14 protein-coding genes are annotated in these 20,118 nt (G+C 67.6%); 6 read left to right on the top strand and 8 right to left on the bottom strand.

Features of this window, described 5'->3' with window-relative positions; translation table 11 throughout:
• Positions 1–99 precede the first annotated feature (99 nt).
• A complete protein-coding gene (locus tag HW466_RS21430) occupies positions 100–483 on the bottom strand; it encodes a nuclear transport factor 2 family protein (protein ID WP_059451471.1) in 384 nt (127 codons plus the stop codon).
• A gap of 45 nt (positions 484–528) precedes the next feature.
• Complete coding sequence (locus HW466_RS21425) at positions 529–1,098, bottom strand: acyloxyacyl hydrolase (protein ID WP_060346096.1); 570 nt, start codon at positions 1,096–1,098, stop codon at positions 529–531.
• Positions 1,099–1,459: 361 nt separating this feature from the next.
• Between HW466_RS21425 and rpoH the strand changes: the two genes are divergently transcribed.
• The 6 genes from rpoH to HW466_RS21395 all read left to right on the top strand — a co-directional run bounded on the left by rpoH (position 1,460) and on the right by HW466_RS21395 (position 8,958).
• The gene (gene rpoH / locus HW466_RS21420) at positions 1,460–2,395 is read left to right on the top strand and encodes an RNA polymerase sigma factor RpoH (protein ID WP_059451473.1); all 936 of its coding nucleotides are present in this window, start codon (positions 1,460–1,462) and stop codon (positions 2,393–2,395) included.
• Positions 2,396–2,723: 328 nt separating this feature from the next.
• Entirely contained in the window at positions 2,724–3,002 is a 279-nt protein-coding gene (gene cydP / locus HW466_RS21415; protein WP_059507786.1) for a cytochrome oxidase putative small subunit CydP, read from the top strand.
• Positions 2,992–4,572 carry a cytochrome ubiquinol oxidase subunit I gene (locus tag HW466_RS21410; protein ID WP_060258523.1) on the top strand — a complete coding sequence of 527 codons (1,581 nt, stop codon included), beginning with the start codon at positions 2,992–2,994 and terminating at the stop codon, positions 4,570–4,572. The genes cydP and HW466_RS21410 overlap by 11 nt, the downstream gene beginning before the upstream one ends.
• A 31-nt stretch (positions 4,573–4,603) precedes the next feature.
• The gene (gene cydB, locus HW466_RS21405; RefSeq protein ID WP_059507787.1) at positions 4,604–5,740 is read left to right on the top strand and encodes a cytochrome d ubiquinol oxidase subunit II; all 1,137 of its coding nucleotides are present in this window, start codon (positions 4,604–4,606) and stop codon (positions 5,738–5,740) included.
• Positions 5,741–5,795: 55 nt separating this feature from the next.
• Complete coding sequence (gene cydX, locus HW466_RS21400; protein WP_006483737.1) at positions 5,796–5,918, top strand: cytochrome bd-I oxidase subunit CydX; 123 nt, start codon at positions 5,796–5,798, stop codon at positions 5,916–5,918.
• A gap of 556 nt (positions 5,919–6,474) precedes the next feature.
• Positions 6,475–8,958, top strand: coding sequence for a family 20 glycosylhydrolase (locus HW466_RS21395; protein WP_059544977.1), 2,484 nt, complete (start codon positions 6,475–6,477; stop codon positions 8,956–8,958).
• 202 nt (positions 8,959–9,160) lie between these two features.
• Here the strand turns inward: HW466_RS21395 and nagE are convergent, their stop codons facing one another.
• The 6 genes from nagE to HW466_RS21365 form a co-directional block, all read right to left on the bottom strand.
• Positions 9,161–10,924: an N-acetylglucosamine-specific PTS transporter subunit IIBC gene (gene nagE, locus HW466_RS21390; RefSeq protein ID WP_174905984.1), complete on the bottom strand. Its 1,764-nt coding sequence runs from the start codon at positions 10,922–10,924 to the stop codon at positions 9,161–9,163.
• Between the two features lie 86 nt (positions 10,925–11,010).
• Positions 11,011–13,593, bottom strand: coding sequence for a phosphoenolpyruvate--protein phosphotransferase (ptsP, locus tag HW466_RS21385; RefSeq protein ID WP_174905983.1), 2,583 nt, complete (start codon positions 13,591–13,593; stop codon positions 11,011–11,013).
• Positions 13,594–13,608: 15 nt separating this feature from the next.
• Positions 13,609–14,616 carry an SIS domain-containing protein gene (locus tag HW466_RS21380; RefSeq protein WP_174905988.1) on the bottom strand — a complete coding sequence of 336 codons (1,008 nt, stop codon included), beginning with the start codon at positions 14,614–14,616 and terminating at the stop codon, positions 13,609–13,611.
• Positions 14,609–15,712, bottom strand: coding sequence for an N-acetylglucosamine-6-phosphate deacetylase (gene nagA, locus HW466_RS21375; protein ID WP_059507791.1), 1,104 nt, complete (start codon positions 15,710–15,712; stop codon positions 14,609–14,611). Before nagA ends, HW466_RS21380 begins: the two co-directional genes overlap by 8 nt.
• Before the next feature lie 107 nt (positions 15,713–15,819).
• Complete coding sequence (locus HW466_RS21370; protein ID WP_059507792.1) at positions 15,820–16,554, bottom strand: GntR family transcriptional regulator; 735 nt, start codon at positions 16,552–16,554, stop codon at positions 15,820–15,822.
• 342 nt (positions 16,555–16,896) lie between these two features.
• Entirely contained in the window at positions 16,897–20,112 is a 3,216-nt protein-coding gene (locus HW466_RS21365) for an error-prone DNA polymerase (protein ID WP_176316098.1), read from the bottom strand.
• Positions 20,113–20,118 lie beyond the last annotated feature (6 nt).

Below are 20,118 nucleotides of genomic sequence, written 5' to 3'. Positions count from 1 at the left end.
GTGACCGCCCGTGCGCCGCGCAATCCGCGCCGCACGGGCAATGAAAAGCGGCCCAGGAGGCCGCTTCGGTCGGGACATGAAAAGGAGCGCGACACACGCTCATGTCTCGGTCGCGCACCGCGTCGCCTGCCACGCCAGCAGGCGCCACTGCCCCTGCTCGTGCGTATGGACGGCGGTATAGGCGATCGGAAACACCAGCCCGCCGTTGTTGGTTTCCATCTCGATCAGTGCGCGCCCGGTGACGACGCAGGTTGCGTCGCCGACGGGCAGCAGGTCTTGCGACTGGATTTCGATCTGGCGATAGCGACGGCGGCCGCCGACGATGGCGTCGATGAACTGCTGCTTGGTTTCGCGTTTGCCGTTGGTGTGCACGAAGAACACCTTGTCCGACAATTGCGCATCGAGCGCCTCGCCGTCCCCGTCGACCATCGCCCGGAACCGATCGCGCTCGAGCGCGCGAATCGCATCGACCACCTTCGCCATCGCCTGACTCCTCGGCAACGCGCCCGCCATGCGCGGGCGTGCGGATCAGAAGTTGTACTGCACGTAGAACTGGTGGAAATTTATACCAGGATTCGGCTCTTTGATACCCGCGTTAGACACATGTTGAAAACGGTAGCCGAGCTGGTACTGTTGCCGTTCTCCGAACTGCGCGCCGACGCCGACGACGTCCACGAACTGGAACGACGTCGACAGCGACAGCTTGTCGGAGATCGTCGGGGAAGTCAGGAAGCGGATGCCGGCGCCGGCCTCGACGAACGGACGCACCTGGCCCGCGCTCTTGATGAAGCGGAACATCGGCGTCGCGCCGAATTCGCCGATGCTGCCGTGAACATTGCCGCCCGTGTGCCAGTAGCTGGCGTGGCCTTCCATCACGAACGCGAAGTGCCAGCCGCCGATTTCCCACCAGTTCCAGCCCGGATCCCACACGACGCCGAGATCGGCCTTGTCGATCCCGTGGCGATCCGAAAACCCGCCGCCCGCCTGGATTCCCCATCGATCGGCGAACGCGGCACCGGATCCGCCCAGCAGCGACGCCGCCAGCAGCGCATGCAGCGCAAGCCGGCTACGGGGGCGACAATTCTTCTTATTGTTCATCAGACACTCCAACTTTGTGGGTTGAATGGAGCCTCGCCGCAACGGCCGGGCCCGAGCGAACTGAATGGTATGGTAAAGGACTTTTCCGATCGGCATCACGAAGCGAAATTGTTTGCTTCCAAAACTACAAAAATCGAAACCGTCTACTGATTACCATGTGAAACAACGGCTTACGGAACTTCCGCCGGCCAGCCCTGTCGCAAATTAGACTATCAATTCAACGATCCCGATAGAGAACCGGGAACTTCGATGCCCGCACCCCCTCTAAGGATTTAGCACTCGGATTACGGGAGTGCTAAGATGGACCCCGGAATCTCATCCGAGACCACGGGTTTGTCCCTGATTCCAAAGGAGTTTTTTAGTGAGCCATGCCCTGACCCTTCCGAACACGCTGAGCCCGACGCCGGCCAAGGCCGAATCGGCAGGCTCGCTGGCGCTCGCGACCCAATCGATGTTGCCGGGCCAGCTTGGCAACATCGACGCGTACATCCAGGCCGTCAACCGGATCCCGCTGCTGACCGCCGAAGAGGAACGCCAGTACGCGACCGAATTCCGCGAACACAACAACCTCGACGCGGCACGCCGCCTCGTGCTGTCGCACCTGCGGCTCGTCGTGTCGATCGCGCGCAACTACCTCGGCTACGGCCTGCCGCATGGCGACCTGATCCAGGAAGGCAACATCGGCCTGATGAAGGCCGTGAAACGTTTCGACCCGGCGCAAAACGTGCGCCTGGTGTCGTATGCGATCCACTGGATCAAGGCCGAGATCCACGAGTACATCCTGCGCAACTGGCGGATGGTGAAGGTCGCGACGACGAAGGCGCAGCGCAAGCTGTTCTTCAACCTGCGCAGCCACAAGAAGAGCATGCAGGCGATGACGCCCGAGGAAATCGACGGCCTCGCGCAGGAACTCAACGTCAAGCGCGAAGACGTGACGGAAATGGAAACGCGTCTGTCGGGCGGCGACATCGCGCTCGAGGGCCAGGTCGAAGACGGCGAGGAGTCGTACGCACCGATCGCCTACCTGGCCGATTCGCACAACGAGCCGACCGCCGTGCTCGCCGCGCGTCAGCGCGACATGCTGCAGACGGACGGCATCGCGCAGGCGCTCGACGCGCTCGATGCGCGCAGCCGCCGGATCATCGAGGCGCGCTGGCTGAACGTCGACGACGACGGCTCGGGCGGCTCGACGCTGCACGATCTCGCGGCCGAGTTCGGCGTATCGGCGGAACGCATCCGCCAGATCGAAGCGAGTGCGATGAAGAAGATGCGCACCGCACTCGCCGAATACGCCTGATTTCGCGATTTAGAGCGCTTTACCCAAAACCGCTGCCCGACCGGCAGCGGTTTTTTTTCGTCCGTCGTTCGGCCTCGATCGTCTCTTGTTAATCGACCTTATTGATCGGGTATCGCGCGAATTCCGCGACCTTCCGCATAACCTTGATCTGCCTCAAGTTTCGACACGCTCTTCGCGACGGTCTGCCGCAGCGCAGCACTCGGCATCGGAAAGCCGGCATTTTAAAATTGGCACGTCGGCTTAAAAGGATTAAAACAGCTTAACTGCCGTCATGAATCCGACGTAGAGTCGCCCCAAAACCGATGTAAATCGATTCAGGATAATCGCCTTGATCTCGATCAATAAAGAGCCCGCGCCGCCTCCCCCGCAGGCCGCCGGCACGATCGGCTGGCGCGCGCGCATTGCCGCGTGGGCTCGCGGACCAACCCTCGCCCGCGACATCACGCTGGTGCTGATCGTCAAGCTCATTCTCTTGATGTCGCTCAAATACGCATTCTTCAATCATCCGCAGGCTGAGCATATGTCGCTGCCGCCTGCCGCCGTCGCCGAGAAGCTGCTCTCGGTGCCGGCGCCTGCATCCACCGAGGGAGACCACCATGATAAGTAGCGAAGTCGTCGATCTGTCGCGTCTGCAGTTCGGCATCACGGCGCTCTACCACTTCCTGTTCGTGCCGCTGACGCTCGGCCTGTCCTGGCTGCTCGTCATCATGGAAGCGGTTTACGTGATGACCGGCAAACAGGTCTACAAGGACATGACCCAGTTCTGGGGCAAGCTGTTCGGGATCAACTTTGCGATGGGCGTGACGACCGGCATCACGCTCGAATTCCAGTTCGGCACGAACTGGTCGTACTACTCGCACTACGTCGGCGACATCTTCGGCGTGCCGCTCGCGGTCGAAGGCCTGATGGCGTTCTTCCTCGAATCGACGTTCGTCGGCCTGTTCTTCTTCGGCTGGAACCGCCTGTCGAAGGTCAAGCACCTGATCGTCACGTTCCTCGTCGCGCTGGGCTCTAACCTGTCCGCGCTGTGGATCCTCGTCGCGAACGGCTGGATGAACAATCCGGTCGGCGCCGAGTTCAACTACCAGACGATGCGCATGGAGTTGACGAGCCTGTTCGACGTGCTGTTCAACCCGGTCGCGCAGGTGAAGTTCGTGCACACGGTGTCGGCCGGCTACGTGACGGCCGCGATGTTCGTGCTCGGCGTGTCGTCGTGGTATCTGCTGAAGAAGCGCGACGTCGACTTCGCGCTGCGCTCGTTCGCGGTCGCGGCCGGCTTCGGCCTCGCGGCGACGCTCTGCGTGATCGTGCTCGGCGACGAATCCGGCTACACGACCGGCGAAGTGCAGAAGATGAAGCTCGCCGCGATCGAGTCCGAATGGGAAACGCAACCGGCGCCCGCTTCGTTCACGCTGATCGGCATCCCGAACCAGGAGGAGCAGCGCACCGACTACGCGATCAAGATCCCGTACGCGCTCGGCCTGATCGCGACGCGCTCGATCGACGAACCGGTGATCGGCCTGCGCGAACTCGCGAAGCATAGCGAAGAGCACATCCAGAGCGGGATGGTCGCGTACGGCGCGCTGCAGAAGATCAAGGAAGGCGACACGAGCGCCGCGACCCGTGCACTGTTCGAGCAGCACAAGCAGTATCTCGGCTACGGGCTGATGCTCAAGCAGTTCACGCCGAACGTGATCGACGCAACGCCCGAGCAGATCAAGGCCGCCGCGAAGAAGACGATCCCGCCGGTCGCGCCCGTGTTCTTCTCGTTCCGGATCATGGTGTTCCTCGGCTTCCTGTTCCTCGCGACCTTCGTCGCCGCGTTCTGGTTCTGCGCGCGCCGCCAACTGCTGCAGGACAACCGCCGCTGGTTCCTCCGCTATGCGGTGTGGGCGATTCCGCTGCCGTGGCTCGCCGCGGAATTCGGCTGGGTGGTCGCCGAACTCGGCCGTCAGCCGTGGACCATCGCCGGCATCCTGCCGACGCACCTGTCCGCGTCGAGCCTGCAGCCGAGCGACCTGTACCTGAGTCTCGCCGGCTTCATCCTGTTCTATACCGCGCTGTTCGTCATCGAGATCACGCTGATGTTCAAGTACGCGCGGCTCGGCCCGTCGTCGCTGCATACCGGCCGCTATCACCACGAACTCGCCGCAGCAGGCGAGCGTGCCGCGGTTTGAGCACGCCCTCGCAACGGAACAAGGAATCGCTATGGACTACGCAACTCTCAAGCTGATCTGGTGGCTGCTCGTCGGCGTGCTGCTGATCGGCTTCGCCGTCACCGACGGCTTCGACATGGGCGCGACAGCGCTGCTGCCGTTCCTCGGCAAGACCGACGAGGAACGCCGCATCATCGTCAACACGGTCGGCGCGACGTGGGAAGGCAACCAGGTGTGGCTGATCACGGCCGGCGGCGCGATGTTCGCCGCGTGGCCACTGGTCTATGCCGCGTCGTTCTCCGGCTTCTACTTCGCGATGCTGCTCGTGCTGTTCGCGCTGTTCTTCCGGCCGGTCGGCTTCGACTATCGCAGCAAGCGGCCGGACCCGCGCTGGCGCGCGGGCTGGGACTGGGGCCTGTTCGTCGGCGGCTTCGTGCCGGCGCTGGTGTTCGGCGTCGCGTTCGGCAACCTGCTGCAGGGCGTGCCGTTCAAATTCGACGGCGACCTGCGCGTGACCTACTACGGCGGCTTCTGGGCGCTGCTGAACCCGTTCGCGCTGCTCTGCGGGCTCGTCAGCCTCACGATGCTGGTCGCGCACGGTGCCGCGTTCATCAAGATGAAGACCGACGGCGCGATCGCACGCCGCGCGTCGGTCGCGCTGCGTGTGTCGGCGCTCCTCGCGGTCGTGCTGTTCGTGCTGGCCGGCGTGCTGATTGCGTCGACCATCGGCGGCTTCCACGTCACGCACGCCGCGCCGAACGATACGGTCGCGAACCCGCTGCTCAAGGACGTCGCCGCCGGCTCGGGCCTCTGGCTCGCGAATTACGGCGAATATCCGTGGATGATGGCAGCCCCCGTCGTCGGGATCGCGGGCGGCCTGCTCGCGCTGCTGCTCGCCGGCTCGAGGCAGGAAAAGACGGCGTTCTTCTGCACCGGCCTGATGATCGCCGGCGTGATCCTGACCGCGGGCTTCTCGATGTTCCCGTTCATCATGCCGTCGTCGCTCGACCCGCGCAGCAGCCTGACCGTGTGGGATTCGACATCGAGCCACATGACGCTGCAGGTGATGCTGTTCGCGGTGATCGTGTTCCTGCCGATCGTGCTGCTCTATACGGGCTGGGTGTATCGCGTGATGCGCGGCAAGGTCACGCATCAGTCGCTCGAAGAGAACAAGCACTCGATGTACTGAACCCGGCCGGGGCGCCCGCGCGCGCCTCGCCCACCGTTTCACAAGGAGTCGGATCATGTGGTATTTCAGCTGGATTCTCGGTATCGGCGTCGCGCTGTCGTTCGGCATCGTCAATGCGATGTGGCTCGAAGCACGGCAGAAGCCGCAGGAAGCGCCGGTGCGCGCACGTCGCGACTGAGCGGCGCGGATGGCGGCTTGCGCCGCCGTTGCCGATCGGAACGAACCTCGCGTCACGCGAGGTTTTTTTTCGTCCGGGCCACCGGCGCACCGGCGATTCCTCGATGCCAATTTAGCGCCAGATTGATACCACTTGAATACCAATCAAAGGTTTCATAAGATCGTTGGACACGGCCGCCGACAGGCCGAATCCATCTGGTGGGGGAGACATGCGAATCCCGTGTGTGGCGCGCGCTCGCGCGCCAGGTTGGCACGCGTGTGCGGCGGCGGCCGCCGTTGCGATCATGCGCGGCCGGCCGAACGCAGCCTGCCGCGGCCGCGGCGGTGTCGCAACGATTGCCGTGCGTCGCCGATGAGCACGCGCAAGCCACCTTGCCGATCCGATCGGCACGCGTGTCCACCTCCCGTTCCGTAACGCACGCTCGTGCGTGCCGAATGCGCGCGGTGCGGCCGCATCGCCCCGTGCGCGGGTATGTCCCGCAGCTCCATTGAAAGACCCGACCGCAGCGACGTCGCGCCAACGACGCCGCTACGCCCATTTTTTCTCAGGAGTTCGAATGAAAAGCACGTTTCCTTCCCTGTTGACCGGCTTGCTGATCGCCGCGCTGCTACCCGCCGCAAGTTGCGCCGAGCCCGTTCTGATGTCCGCTGGCGCGACCGCTGGCGCGGCCCGGCCGGCCACGCAGCCAGCCGATCTGGCGACGCTGCTGTCGAACGGTCTCGCGCTGCGCGTCGCCGTCGACAACAATCATGCGGCCTCGGCCGGCGTGCCGTGCGCCGATCTGGGCGCCGACGGGGCGGCCTGCGCGACCGGCCGCCTGATTCTGCAGAACCGCGGTCACCAGACGATTACCGACGGCGGCTGGAAGCTGTACCTGCACAGCATCCGCCGGCTGCTGCGGATCGATCGCCCGGGCTTCGCGCTGCGGCGGCTCACCGGCGACCTGTACGAACTGACGCCGCAGCCGGGCTCGATGCGGCTTGCCCCCGGCGAACGCATCGAACTGCCGTTCGTCGCCGAATACTGGCTGCTGCGTTACAGCGACGTGATTCCGCGCCCGTATGTCGTCGTCGACGGCGCGCCGCCCGCCGTACTGCGCTACAACGACACCGACGACGAGCTCCGCTACGTCGAATCGCTGCCGGCCGACGCGCAGAACAATTCGACCGGCAATGCGCCGCCCGTGGCGGCACGCCCGGACGCGAGCCGCGCACTGCCGAGCGTGAAGCGCGAGCAGCCGCTGCCCGGCACGCTCGAGCTGCGCGGCGTCGAGCTCGCGCTGCCGGACCTGCCGGATGCGCAGGTCGCGGCGCTGCGCGAACGGGCGTCGACGCTCGGGCTCGACGGCACGCGCGTGCCGGTTCGAGGCGCCGTCGCACCGCGCCGGCTGCCGGCCGACATTGCGGTACCGGGCGGCTACCGGCTCGCGATCGGGCCGCGCGGCGTGCTGATCGAAGGCTACGATCGCGCGGGTCTCTACTACGGCGTGCAGACGCTCTACTCGCTCGCGCCCGCCGGCGGCGGCCCGATCCCGGCGATGCTCGTCGAGGATGCGCCGCGCTTCACGCATCGCGGGATGCACGTCGACCTCGCGCGCAACTTCAAGCATCCGGCGACGCTGCGCCGTCTGATCGACCAGATGAGCGCGTACAAGCTGAATCGCCTGCATCTGCATCTGTCCGATGACGAAGGCTGGCGCATCGAGATTCCCGGCCTGCCGGAGCTGACCGAAATCGGCTCGCGCCGCTGTCACGACCCGAGCGAGACGCGCTGCCTGCTGCCGCAACTCGGCTCGGGGCCGGACAACCGCTCGGGCGGCGGCTACCTGACGCGCGACGACTACGTGGCGCTCGTTCGCTACGCGGCGGCCCGCTTCGTCACGATCATCCCCGAGATCGACATGCCCGCGCATGCGCGCGCGGCCGTCGTGACGATGGAGGCGCGTTACCGGCGGTTGCACGCGGCCGGCCGCGAGCAGGAAGCGAACGCGTACCGGCTGCTCGATCCGCAGGACACGACGAACCTGACGACCGTGCAGTTCTATGACCGGCGCAGCGACCTGAACCCGTGCGTGCCGGGCGCGCTCAATTTCGCATCGAAGGTGATCCGCGAAATCGCGGCGATGCATGCGGACGCGCAAGCGCCGCTGCACACCTGGCACTACGGCGGCGACGAAGCGAAGAACATCTTCCTCGGCGGGGGCTTCCAGCCGCTGAACGGCACCGACCCGAACAAGGGGCGCATCGATCTCGCCGCGCAGGACAAGCCGTGGGCGCGTTCGCCCGCGTGCATGGCGCTGCTCCAGCGCGGGGAGATCAAGTCGACCGACGAGTTGCCGACGCGTTTCGCGAAACAGGTGAGCGCGGCGGTCGCCGCGAACGGGATCGACACGATGGCCGCGTGGCAGGACGGCATCAAGCATGCGAACGGGCCGCAGGACTTCAGCACGCGTCACGTGATGGTGTCGCTGTGGGACACGATCTTCTGGGGTGCGTCGGACAGCGCGCGCGACCTGAGCGGCAAGGGCTACCTGACGGTGCTCGCGCTGCCCGACTACCTGTACTTCGACTTCCCGTACACGCTGAACCCGCGCGAGCGCGGCTATTACTGGGGCTCGCATGCGACGGACGAGTACAAGGTGTTCTCGTTCGCGCCGGAGAACCTGCCGCAGAACGCCGAAGTGATGGGCGACCGTGACGGCAACGCGTTCGAGGTGACCGGCACGGGCCCGGCGCCGCGTATCGAAGGCATTCAGGGGCAGGCGTGGGGCGAGGTGATGCGCAACGACACCTTCCTCGAATACATGACTTATCCGCGGCTGCTCGCGCTCGCCGAACGCGCGTGGCACCGGGCCGACTGGGAGCTGCCGTATGCGGCCGGCGTGCGGTTCAAGCGCGGCGACACGCATCACGTCGACCAGGCTGCCCTGCAGCGCGACTGGGCCGGCTTCGCGACGCTGCTCACGCAGCGCGAATTGCCGAAGCTCGATCGGGCCGGCATCGGCTACCGGAAGCCGACCTTCACGCTGACGAACCCGTGAACGGTCGAGCCCCCGAGCAACCGGGCACTTGAGTGAGCGGTTGCCGATCCATGCAGGCGGTGCGCGATGCGGACGAATGCTCGCGCACCGGCCCCGCCCAAGAAAAAACGGCTTGCGACGCATCGCAAGCCGTTTTCGTTTTACCGACCGGCGGCCCGAACGCGCCACGCGCGTCGGGCCTGCGTCGGCGCAGCGTGCCGGATCAGGCCGGTTGCGGCGCCGCGCCGCCGCCCGTCGACGTCAGGCGCGCGCCGAGCTGTTCGGCATAGCGTGCCGCCGCGTTGCCGCAGACGATGTGGAACGTGTCCGGCGACACCCATGCGACATCGAGCGCGCCGAGCCGATCGCGATCGACCGCCGATGCGTCGCGCACGACGACGCGCAGGCGCGTGGTCGCGATCGCGTCGAGCGAGGCGACGTTGGTCGCGCCTCCGAACACCGCGAGCCAGCGCAGCGGATCGGGATCGAGCGGGCCGGCCGCCGCGCCGGTGACCGGCCCGGCGGCGGCGGCCGTGGCCGCCACGGCGGCACCGGCAGCGCCGCTGCCGATCGCCGCGCGCATCTCGTCGGCAATGATGTCTGCCTCCGGCCCGATGATCACCTGCACGCTGTTGCCGCCCCGCTTGAGCACGCCGCGCGCGCCGATCGACTTCAGTTCCGGCTCCGACACCTTCTCCGGATCGACGACGGTCAGGCGCAGGCGTGTCGTGCAGGCATCCACGACGCTCAGGTTGCCGGCGCCGCCGAGCGCGGCGATGTAGCGCTGCGCACGCGGTGCCGCCGCCGCGGCACCAGCCGCCGGCGCGACGAAGCCGCCCGATGCGTACGACTGGGCCGCCGCATCGGCCGAGGCCGGCTCGCGGCCCGGCGTCGCCATGTTGAACTTCCGGATGAAGAAGCGGAACAGCCCGTAATACGCGACGCCGTACGCGATACCGAGCGGCACCGCGATCCAGCCCTTCGTCGACAGCCCGTAGTTCAGCACGTAGTCGATCGCGCCGGCCGAGAACGTGAAGCCGAGCTTCACGCCGAGGATCTGGCAGATCGCGAGCGACAGCCCCGTGAGCACCGCGTGGATCACGTACAGCACCGGCGCGAGGAACATGAAGCTGAATTCGATCGGCTCGGTCACGCCGGTCAGGAACGACGTGAGCGCCATCGAGAACAGCAGGCCGCCGACCATCGCGCGGCGCTCCTTCGGCGCTTCGTGCAGCATCGCGAGACACGCGGCCGGCAGGCCGAACATCATGATCGGGAAGAAGCCGGCCATGAAGGTGCCCGCGGTCGGATCGCCCGCGAAGAAGCGGTGCAGGTCGCCGTGCACGAGCTCGCCGCCGGCCGGCGGCGTGAAGTTGCCGAACACGAACCATGCGAGCGAGTTGATGATGTGATGCAGGCCCGTGACGAGCAGCAGGCGGTTCAGGAAGCCGAACACGAACGCACCGATCGCGCCCGCCGTCGTCAGCCACTGGCCGGCCGCGTCGATCGCATGCTGGATCGGCTGCCACACGTAACCGAACACGATGCCGAGTATCACGCACGCGAGCCCGGTGATGATCGGCACGAACCGCTTGCCGCCGAAGAACGCGAGGTAGTCGGGCAGCTTGATGTCCTTGTAGCGGTTGTACAGCAGGCCCGCCACCACGCCCGCGATGATCCCGGACAGCACGCCCATGTTCAGCTTGGGATCGATATCCTTCATGATCGCGGTTTCGATCAGGTAACCGATCGCGCCCGCGAGTGCCGCCACGCCGTTGTTGTCCTTCGCGAAGCCGACCGCCACGCCGATCGCGAACAGCAGCGGCAGGTTGTCGAAGATCGCGCCGCCGGCGTCGGCGATCATCTTGATGTTGAACACGTCCGGCTGTCCGAGCCGCAGCAGGATGCCGGCGACCGGCAACACCGCGATCGGCAGCATCAGCGCGCGGCCCAGGCCCTGTATCTTCAGAAACGGATTCCCGTCCATTCAGTCCTCCAATCCATGTCGCGTCATTAATCGTCGTTGACCTAATTGCTTGCGTGGTGAAACGCTCGCGCGCCCGCCGTCGACGTTCAGTCGAGCGGCCAGACCTCGCGGCTTGCTGCCCTTACCGCCTGTGCCGAGTCGAGTGCGAGCAGATCCTGCGCACGCTGGCGACACAGCTGGTAATCGAGACGGCGCACGCGCGCCTTGATGCCCGGCACCGACACTGGATCGACCGACAGCTCGGTCACGCCGAGGCCGACGAGGATCGGCACCGCGAGCGGATCGCCGCCGAGCGCGCCGCACACGCCCACCCACTTGCCGTGCTTCGCCGCGCCGCGCACCGCGATGTCGATCAGGCGCAGCACGGCCGGATGCAGGCCGTCGGATTGCGCGGCGAGATCGGCCTGGCAGCGGTCCATCGCGAGCGTGTATTGCGTCAGGTCGTTGGTGCCGATCGACAGGAAATCCGCGTGCTGCGCGAGCTGGTCGGCGAGCAGCGCCGCCGACGGCACCTCGATCATCACGCCGACTTCGATCGGCTCGGTGCGGCCCTGCGCACGCGCGAATTCGTCGATACGCGCGCGCAGCCGCACGAGCTCGCCCGCATCGGTCACCATCGGCAGCAGGATCCGCACCGCGCCGAACGGCTTCACCGCGAGCAGGCCCTGCAGCTGATCGTCGAGCAGGTCGGGGCGCACCTGCGCGAGGCGAATGCCGCGCAGGCCGAGCGCCGGATTCGGTTCGGGCGGCAGCGTCAGGTAGTCGACTTCCTTGTCGGCGCCGACGTCGAGCGTGCGGATGATCGCGGTGCGGCCCTGCAGCGCGTCGACGATCGACTGGTAGCTCTGCTGGTGTTCGACGACGCTCGGCGCGGCCTGGCGGTGGATGAACATCAGCTCGGTGCGCAGCAGGCCGACCGCATCCGCGCCGTTGTCGACCGCGGTGTTCGCGTCGTCGAGCGTCGCGATGTTCGCGGCGACCTCGATCGCGCGGCCGTCGGTGGTCGCGGCGGCGGCGCCGGCCAGTTGCCGGTTCGCTTCGCGCACGCCGTCCAGGCGCTGGCGTTCGTGGCGCGCGCGTTCGACGTCGAGCGCGGTCGGCGCGTGTTCGAGGCGGCCCGCGCTCGCATCGACGACGACCTGCGTGCCGTCCGGAATCGCATAGAGCGCGTCGCCGACCGCGACGAGCGCCGGAATGCCGAGCTGGCGCGCGATGATCGCCGCATGCGACGTCGCACCGCCGCGCGCCATCACGAGCGCGGTCACGCGCTCGCGATCGAGCGAAGAAAGATCCGACGGCGTGAACTCCTCGGCGGCAAGCACGGCCTCGTCGGGCAGCGCGCGCGCGGCGCCGCTCGTATGGCCGAGCGCGCGCAGCACGCGCTTCTCGATGTCGCGGAGATCCGCCGCACGTTCGGCGAGCAGTGCGTCGTCGAGTTTCGACAGCGTGTCGATCTGCGCACGGATCGTCGCACGCCATGCGAAGCCCGCGCTCTTGCCGAGGCTGATCTGGTCGCGCGCGGCGTCGACCAGCGTCGGGTCTTCGAGCAGCACGCGATGCACCGCGAAGATGCCCGCCTCGCCGACCGCGCCGCGCGCCGATGCGTTGCGCACCGTTTCGCCGAGTTCGGCGTCGACCGTCGTCAGCGCCTGGTCGAGCCGGCGGCTTTCCGACGCGGGCGTGCCGCTCGCCTGTTCGGGCGGCACGATGTCCGCATCGTCTAGACGCACCAGCGTGCCGACCGCGATGCCGGGCGCCGCGCACACGCCCGCGATCGTGTTCGGATCGAGCGTTGCGCCGGTGTTGCGCACGATCGGCTGCGGTGCGGGGGACCTGAGCCGCGCCGGCTTTTCCTCGACCTCGCCGTGCGCTTCGCGCAGCAGCTCGCGCTCGACCGCTTCGACCGCTTGCTGCGCGTGCGCGCCGCGACCGACCAGTTCGATCGTCGCGCCTTCGCCGGCGCCGAGGCCGAGCAGGCCGACCACGCTTGCGATCGACGCCTTGCGGCCGTCGAAATGCACGTCGACGTGGGCATCGAACCCGCGTGCGGCTTCACGCGCCCGTGCCGCCGGGCGCGCATGCAGGCCGCCGGGCTGCGTCAGCACGACCTCGCGGCGCACTTCGTTCATCGCCGCCGCGCCGGCCTGCGCCGCCTGCGCGGCGGCGTCGCCTTTGCCGCGCAGCGTCAGCAGCGGTGTCTCGCCGGCCGTCGCGAAACCGCTCGCGCGCTCGACGACGTCGAACGCATCGGAATTCGCGATCGCGATCACCGAGACCAGCGAGTGCGCGCTGCGTGCGACCGCGTCCTGGTCGAACTCGATCAGTACATCGCCCGCCGCGACACGCGCGCCGGCTTCGACGCGCGCGGTGAAGCCCTGCCCGTTCAGCTCGACGGTGTCGATGCCGATGTGCAGCAGCACTTCCGCGCCTTGCGGCGTCGTGATCGTCACCGCATGGCCGGTGCGCGCGAGATGCGACACGACGCCGGCGCACGGCGCGACGAGCTTGCCCGCGAGCGGGTCGATGCCGATGCCGTCGCCGAACATCCCGCCGGAGAACACCGGATCGGGCACATCGGCCAGTGCGACGATCGGCCCGGTCAACGGGCTGAGCAGGACGATCGGATCATGGGCGGAACTCTTCAACTGGGACTCCTCGGCGCGTCTCATCGGCTGTCTCGGCTATCAGTGCGTTTCGGTGACTTTGTTCAGATGGCGCGGCGTGTCGGGATTGCGGCCGCGCGCGGCGGCGAGATCCGCTGCCATCACGTAGAACGAAAGAATGGCGGCGATCGGATCGAGCGCCGAATGGGCGGACTGCGCGAGCGGCAAGGTCGGGCCGGGCGTGCCGGCGGGCGCCGCGAGCAGCACGGCCGCGCCGCGTGCGCGCATGTCCTGCGCGAGCTGCAGCAGCCCGGCCTGCTCCGGGCCCGGCGGCGCGAACACGAGCAGCGGGTAGTCGCGGTCGATCAGCTCCATCGGGCCGTGACGGACTTCGGCGCTCGAGAATGCCTCGGCCTGGATGCCCGACGTTTCCTTCAGTTTCAGCGCGGCTTCCTGCGCGATCGCAAGGCCGAGCCCCCGGCCGATCACGATCATTCGCTCCACGCCCGCGAGCGCGGCGACGGCCGCCGACCAGTCGAGCCGACCGGCCTGCGCGAGCACGTCGGGCAGGCCGCGCAATGCGGCGAGCAGCGCGGCGTCGCGCTGCCAGTGCGCGACGATCTGCGCGGACAGCGACAGCATCGCGATGTAGCTCTTGGTCGCGGCGACCGACAGTTCGGGGCCGGCCAGCAGCGGCAGCTGGTGCTCGCACGCGTCGGCGAGCGGCGACGGCAGCACGTTGACGGCGGCGACGGTGCGCGCGCCGGCTTCGCGCAGCGCGGCCATCGTGTTGACGAGATCGGGGCTCTTGCCCGACTGGGAAAACGCGATCGCGAGCTGGTCCTGCACCTTCAGCGGCGCTTGCTGCAGCGTCGCGACCGACATCGGCAGCGACGCGACGGGCACGCCGAGGCGGCTCATCGTCAGGCTCGCGAAATAGCTGGCGGCGTGATCCGAGCTGCCGCGCGCGACCGTCAGCGCGACGGCCGGCGGGTGATCGAGCAATTGGCCGGCGAGCGCTTCGACGCGCGCGGTGTCGGCGAGTTGCGCGGCGACGACCTGGGCGGACTCGCGCGCTTCCTTAAGCATATTCGACAATCGATTCTCCTTCGACGTAAGTCGCGGTGAGGTTCAGTTCGCGATCGAACACGGCGAGGTCGGCCCACGCGCCGCGCTCGATGCGGCCGCGATCGGCGATGCCGAGGTAGTCGGCCGCGTAGCGCGACATCCGGTTCGACACGTCGGCGATCGGCAGGCCGAGCGACACGAGGTTGCGCAACGCCTGGTCCATCGTCAGCGTGGAGCCGGCGAGCGTGCCGTCGGCGAGCCGCACGCCGCCGAGGCACTTCGTCACGTGCTGGCTGCCGAGCCGGTATTCGCCGTCGGGCATGCCGGTGGCCGACGTGCTGTCGGTCACGACGTACAGGCGCGGAATCGCGCGCAGCGCCGCACGAATCGCGCCCGGGTGCACGTGCAGCAGATCGGGGATGATTTCCGCGTATTCGGCGTGCGCGAGCGCGGCGCCCACCAGGCCCGGGTTGCGGTGATGCAGCGGCGACATCGCGTTGAACAGGTGCGTGAAGCCGCACGCGCCGTGCTTGAGCGCGGCGACGGCGTCGTCGTAGGTCGCGAGCGAGTGACCGAGCTGCACGCGCACGCCGCGCGCGGCCATCTCGCCGATGATCTCGATGTGGCCGGCGATTTCCGGCGCGAGCGTGACGACGCGGATCGGCGCGATCGACAGGTACTTCAACACTTCGTCGAGCACGGCCGACACGGCCGCGTCCGGCTGCGCGCCGAGCTTGCCCGGATTGATGTACGGCCCTTCGAGATGCACGCCGAGCACGCGCGCGCCGCCGGGCGTGCGGGTGCGCGCGACGATGCCGAGATTCGCGACGACCTCCATCAGTTCGTCGCGCGGCGCGGTCATCGTCGTCGCGAGCAGGCTCGTCGTGCCGAATTGCGCGTGCGTGCGCGCGATCGTCTCGATCGCGTCGCCGCCTTCCATCACGTCGGCGCCGCCGCCGCCGTGCACGTGCAGGTCGATGAAGCCGGGCAGGATGTACGGCGCGTCGTTCTTCGCGGGATCGGCGGGCGTGCCGTCGAGCGTGGTGATGCGGCCGTTCTCGCTGTCGAGCGAGCCGTGAATCCAGCCGTCGGGGGTCAGGATGTTTCCAGTCAGCATGAGGTTTCTCTGGATGATCTGGTGACGCGGACATCCGCGTCGCGATTTGCAATTCCGTTGTGCTTCGGTGCGCCGTGCTGCGCGTGGCGCGCGGGCAGTCTCGCGCGTCAGCGTTTCAGTTCGGCGACGAAGTCGTAGTAGTCGTCGCGGCAATACGTTTCGGACACTTCGATCGCGCGCTGGTCGACTCCGTAGCCGATGCGCGTGATCACGAGCAGGGCCGAGCCCGGCTTCACCGACATCCACTTCGCGATCTCGTGCGTCGCATTCGCCGCGCGAAAGTGCTGCAGCGCGCGCACGACCGTCATTCCGCGCGCGTCGAGGTATTCGTACAGCGACGCGCCGAGCGCCTGCGGATCGGGCACGACCGCGGCCGGCAGCGTCGAATGCTCGACGGCCATCACGATGCCGTCCGCGCGGCGCAGCCGCTCGAGCCGCGCGACCGTCGCGCCCGGCGCAAGACCGAGACGCGTGATCTCGTCGCGACTCGCGGTGCGCAGCGTGCGCGACAGCCACACCGAATCGGGCACGAAACCGCGCTGCTGCATCTTCGCGGTGAAGCCGACGAGACGCGACAGCGGATCGGCAACGCGTGGCGTGATGAAGCTGCCCGCGCCGCGCGCCCGCTTGATCAATCCCTGCTCGACCAGCAGCGCGAGTGCACGGCGCGCCGTGATACGCGACACGCCGACCGACCCCGACAGCAGCCGCTCCGACGGCAGCGCCTCGCCGGCCCGCCACGCGCCGGCGTGGATCGCGCTCGCCAGATTGCGGGCGAGCTGCAGATACAGCGGCGTGTCGTCGAGGGGATCGGGTGCCAGTTCGGGCCAGCCGGTTTCCATGTGCCTCCGGGTGTCGGACGACGATCTCGGACCGTCGAAAGTGAACGCATTATATAACCACCATAATACCAGTCAACGAACTGGTATTAGCGGCTTGGAAATCGCCGGAAGCCTTGTCGGGCAAGCGTTTTAGTTCCTGTAAAGCCTTTGTTTACAAGGAAATGCCGGATAGGGATTTACCCGGATTGGTATGCAAGGGGACAGTTCCCGTGGCGGATTTGCCTGGCTTGGGAGGCAGGAAACGATACCGGAATAGGACCAATTCGATCGACTGGTATGCATCCGGCGACGGTGCGCGGGTGACACACCGGCGGCGGGTCGGCGGCGGGTCGGCGCGCCGCGTCAGTGAAACTCGCGGCTCGACGTGCGCAGGCCGCCGAGCAACGGCGTCAGATCCTCGAAATGCTGGGCGACGAGGTGCCTCACGTCGCTGACGACCTGCCACACGCCCGATGCCGCGAGCAGTCGCGAGTCGAGCGTTTCGCGGCGCTGCCGCGCGAGCAGCTCGGGCCGCACGATCACGTTCACGCAGCCCGTCTCGTCCTCGAGCGTCATGAACATCACGCCCTTCGCGGTGCCCGGCATCTGCCGCGCGATCACGAGCCCGCATGCGCGCGCGAGCCGGCCGTCGGGGCGATCGCGCAACTCGGCAGCGGACGACAGCCGCTGCGCGCGCAGCGCGGGCCGCAGCAGCGCGACCGGGTGGCGGTTCAGCGTGAGGCCGGTGGTGTGATAGTCGGCGAGGATGTCGTCGGCTTCCGACGGCGCGCCGAGCACCGGCTGCTCCGTTTCGTCGATCGGCGCGGCGGCGAGCAGGTCGCGCTCCGGTGCCGCGGCGACGGCCTGCCACAATGCATCGCGCCGATGGCCGGCGAGCGTCGCGAGCGCGTTCGCGGCGGCGAGCGCTTCGAGATCGCGCCGTTCGAGCTGCGCGCGGCGCGCGAGCGCGTCGACGCTCTCGAACGGGCCCGCCGCGCGCGCGGCCTCGATGCGCCGCGCGGCGGCCTCGCCGAGGCCGCGCACGAGCGACAGGCCGAGCCGCACCGCGGGCTGGCCGTGCGGCGGCGGCTGGCCGGGCAACGCTTCGAGCGACGCTTCCCAGCCGCTTCGCGTGACGTCGGCCGGAAAGACCTTCACGCCGTGGCGCTTCGCGTCCTGCACGAGCTGCGCGGGCGCGTAGAAGCCCATCGGCTGGCTGTTCAGCAGCGATGCGACGAAGATCGCGGGTTCGTGGCATTTGAGCCAGCTGCTCGCGTACGCGAGTTTCGCGAAGCTGGCCGCGTGGCTCTCGGGGAAGCCGTATTCGCCGAAGCCCTTGATCTGCTCGAAGATCTGCTCGGCGAACTCGCGCGTGTAGCCGCGCTCGAGCATGCCGTCGATGATCTTGTCGTGATACTTCTCGAGGTTGCCCTTGCGCTTCCACGCGGCCATCGCGCGGCGCAGTTCGTCGGCCTCGCCGGGCGTGAAGCCCGCCGCGACGATCGCGATCTGCATCACCTGTTCCTGGAAGATCGGCACGCCGAGCGTGCGAACGAGCACTTCCTTGAGCGCGTCGCTCGGATACGTGACTTCGCCCTCTTCCTCGCCGGCCACGATCCTGCGCCGCTTCAGATACGGATGCACGGCCCCGCCCTGGATCGGCCCGGGCCGCACGATCGACACCTGGACGACGAGATCGTAGTAGTTGCGCGGCCTCAGCCGCGGCAGCATCGACATCTGCGCGCGCGACTCGATCTGGAACACGCCGACCGTATCGGCGCGGCAGATCATGTCGTAGGTTGGTTCGTCATCCTGCGGAATGTCCTTCAGCGTGAACGGCTGGCCGTCTTCCTGCGGCCCGCGCCACGCGGTGCGCATGTCGAATGCGCGATGCAGCGCCGACAGCATGCCGAGCGCGAGCACGTCGACCTTCATCAGCCCGAGCGCCTCGAGATCGTCCTTGTCCCACTGGATCACGCGCCGCCCGTCCATCGCCGCGTTCTCGACCGGCACGAGCCGCGTGAGCTTGCCGCGGCTGATCACGAAGCCGCCCGAATGCTGCGACAGGTGGCGCGGAAAGTTGAGCAGGCGCGCGGCGAGTTCGGCCCATGTGCGGATCAGCGGCGTTTGCGGATCGAGCCCGGTCGATGCGAATTGCTTGAGCAGGTCGCGGCTGCCGTCGAACCAGCGATGCCCCTTCGCGACACGATCGACCAGCATCGGATCGACGCCGAGCGCCTTGCCGGTTTCGCGCAGCACGCCGCGCGGACGATACGTCGAGACGGCCGCCGCGAGTGCGGCGCGCTCCTTGCCGTATTTTCCGTAGATATGCTGAATGACCTCTTCCCGGCGCTGATGCTCGAAGTCGACGTCGATGTCCGGCGGCTCGCCGCGCTCCTCGCTGATGAAGCGCTCGAACAGCATCGTGCTCTGGTCGGGATCGACTTCGGTGATGCCGAGGCAGTAGCAGACGACCGAGTTCGCGGCCGAGCCGCGGCCCTGGCACAGGATGTTCTGGCTGCGTGCGTATTTGACGATGTCGTAGACGGTCAGGAAGAACGGTTCGTAGTTCAGCCGCGCGATCAGGTCGAGTTCATGGCGGATCTGCTTTTTGACCTTCTCCGGAATGCCTTGCGGATAACGCACGGCCGCGCCCGCGAAGGTTTCCTGTTCCAGATAGCGCGTCGGCGTCAGCCCGTGCGGCACGATCTCGTCGGGATACTCGTAGCGCAGCGAGCCGAGGTCGAAATCGCACGCGTCGAGAATCGCGCAGGTCTGCGCGATCTCGTCCGGCGCATACAACTGTCCGATCCGCTGCCGCGAACGCAGGTGCTGCTCCGCATTCGGCGCCAGCGCATACCCGCACTCGGCAACCGGCATCCCGACCCGGATCGCCGTCATCACGTCCTGCAGTGCCTTGCACGAGCGCCGGTGCATCGTCACGTCGCCGAGCGCGACGATACGCACGCCGCGCCGCTCGCCGGCCGCGCGAATCTCCTCGCGCTGCGCACCGTCGAGCGCGCGCTGCAACTGCACGAGCCCGAGCCGCGCGCGGTCGCCGAAAGTCGCGCGAAACCATGCGACCTGCGCATCGAGCACGTCGGCACGCACCGGATACGCGGGCACCAGAATCGCGAAGCAGTCGGGCATGCCGCGCAGGTGCGCAAACTCCGCGGGCGGTGCCGACAGCATCCGCGACGTCAACGTATAGCTGCCCTTCGGCGCGGCCATGCGCCGCCACGAAATCAGCTCGGAGAGATTGCCGTAACCCTCGCGGTTCTGCGCGAGCAGCACGAGGCCGAATGCACCGGGGCCCGGATCGTGGCCCGGTGCGACGTCATCCGGCGTGACGTCGAAATACGAACCGATGACGAGCGGCAGCCCGTGCGCCTGCGCGGCGACATGCATGCGCGGCGCGCCGGCGAGCGAGCATTCGTCGGTGATCGCGATCCCGCGGTAGCCGAGTTCGGCCGCGCGCTCGACCAGTTCGTCTGCATGCGACGCGCCATGCAGGAACGAAAAGTTCGAGCGGCAGAACAACTCCGCGTAATCGGGCAACAAACTGAATTGCGCAACCATCTTCGT

It is taken from the genome of Burkholderia territorii, assembly GCF_902833055.1.
GTDB lineage: Bacteria > Pseudomonadota > Gammaproteobacteria > Burkholderiales > Burkholderiaceae > Burkholderia > Burkholderia territorii.
The sequence above is the reverse complement of the archived record's forward strand: the minus strand, read 5'-3'. Positions and strand labels throughout refer to the sequence as shown.

Excerpts from the sequence above, each read along its gene's own strand:
- HW466_RS21430 (WP_059451471.1), bottom strand. The coding sequence starts at position 483 with ATGGCGAAGGTGGTCGATGCGATTCGCGCGCTCGAGCGCGATCGGTTC.
- HW466_RS21425 (WP_060346096.1), bottom strand. The coding sequence starts at position 1,098 with ATGAACAATAAGAAGAATTGTCGCCCCCGTAGCCGGCTTGCGCTGCAT.
- HW466_RS21410 (WP_060258523.1), top strand. The coding sequence starts at position 2,992 with ATGATAAGTAGCGAAGTCGTCGATCTGTCGCGTCTGCAGTTCGGCATC.
- cydB (WP_059507787.1), top strand. The coding sequence starts at position 4,604 with ATGGACTACGCAACTCTCAAGCTGATCTGGTGGCTGCTCGTCGGCGTG.
- cydX (WP_006483737.1), top strand. The coding sequence starts at position 5,796 with ATGTGGTATTTCAGCTGGATTCTCGGTATCGGCGTCGCGCTGTCGTTC.
- HW466_RS21395 (WP_059544977.1), top strand. The coding sequence starts at position 6,475 with ATGAAAAGCACGTTTCCTTCCCTGTTGACCGGCTTGCTGATCGCCGCG.
- nagE (WP_174905984.1), bottom strand. The coding sequence starts at position 10,924 with ATGGACGGGAATCCGTTTCTGAAGATACAGGGCCTGGGCCGCGCGCTG.
- ptsP (WP_174905983.1), bottom strand. The coding sequence starts at position 13,593 with ATGAGACGCGCCGAGGAGTCCCAGTTGAAGAGTTCCGCCCATGATCCG.
- HW466_RS21380 (WP_174905988.1), bottom strand. The coding sequence starts at position 14,616 with ATGCTTAAGGAAGCGCGCGAGTCCGCCCAGGTCGTCGCCGCGCAACTC.
- nagA (WP_059507791.1), bottom strand. The coding sequence starts at position 15,712 with ATGCTGACTGGAAACATCCTGACCCCCGACGGCTGGATTCACGGCTCG.
- HW466_RS21370 (WP_059507792.1), bottom strand. The coding sequence starts at position 16,554 with ATGGAAACCGGCTGGCCCGAACTGGCACCCGATCCCCTCGACGACACG.
- HW466_RS21365 (WP_176316098.1), bottom strand. The coding sequence starts at position 20,112 with ATGGTTGCGCAATTCAGTTTGTTGCCCGATTACGCGGAGTTGTTCTGC.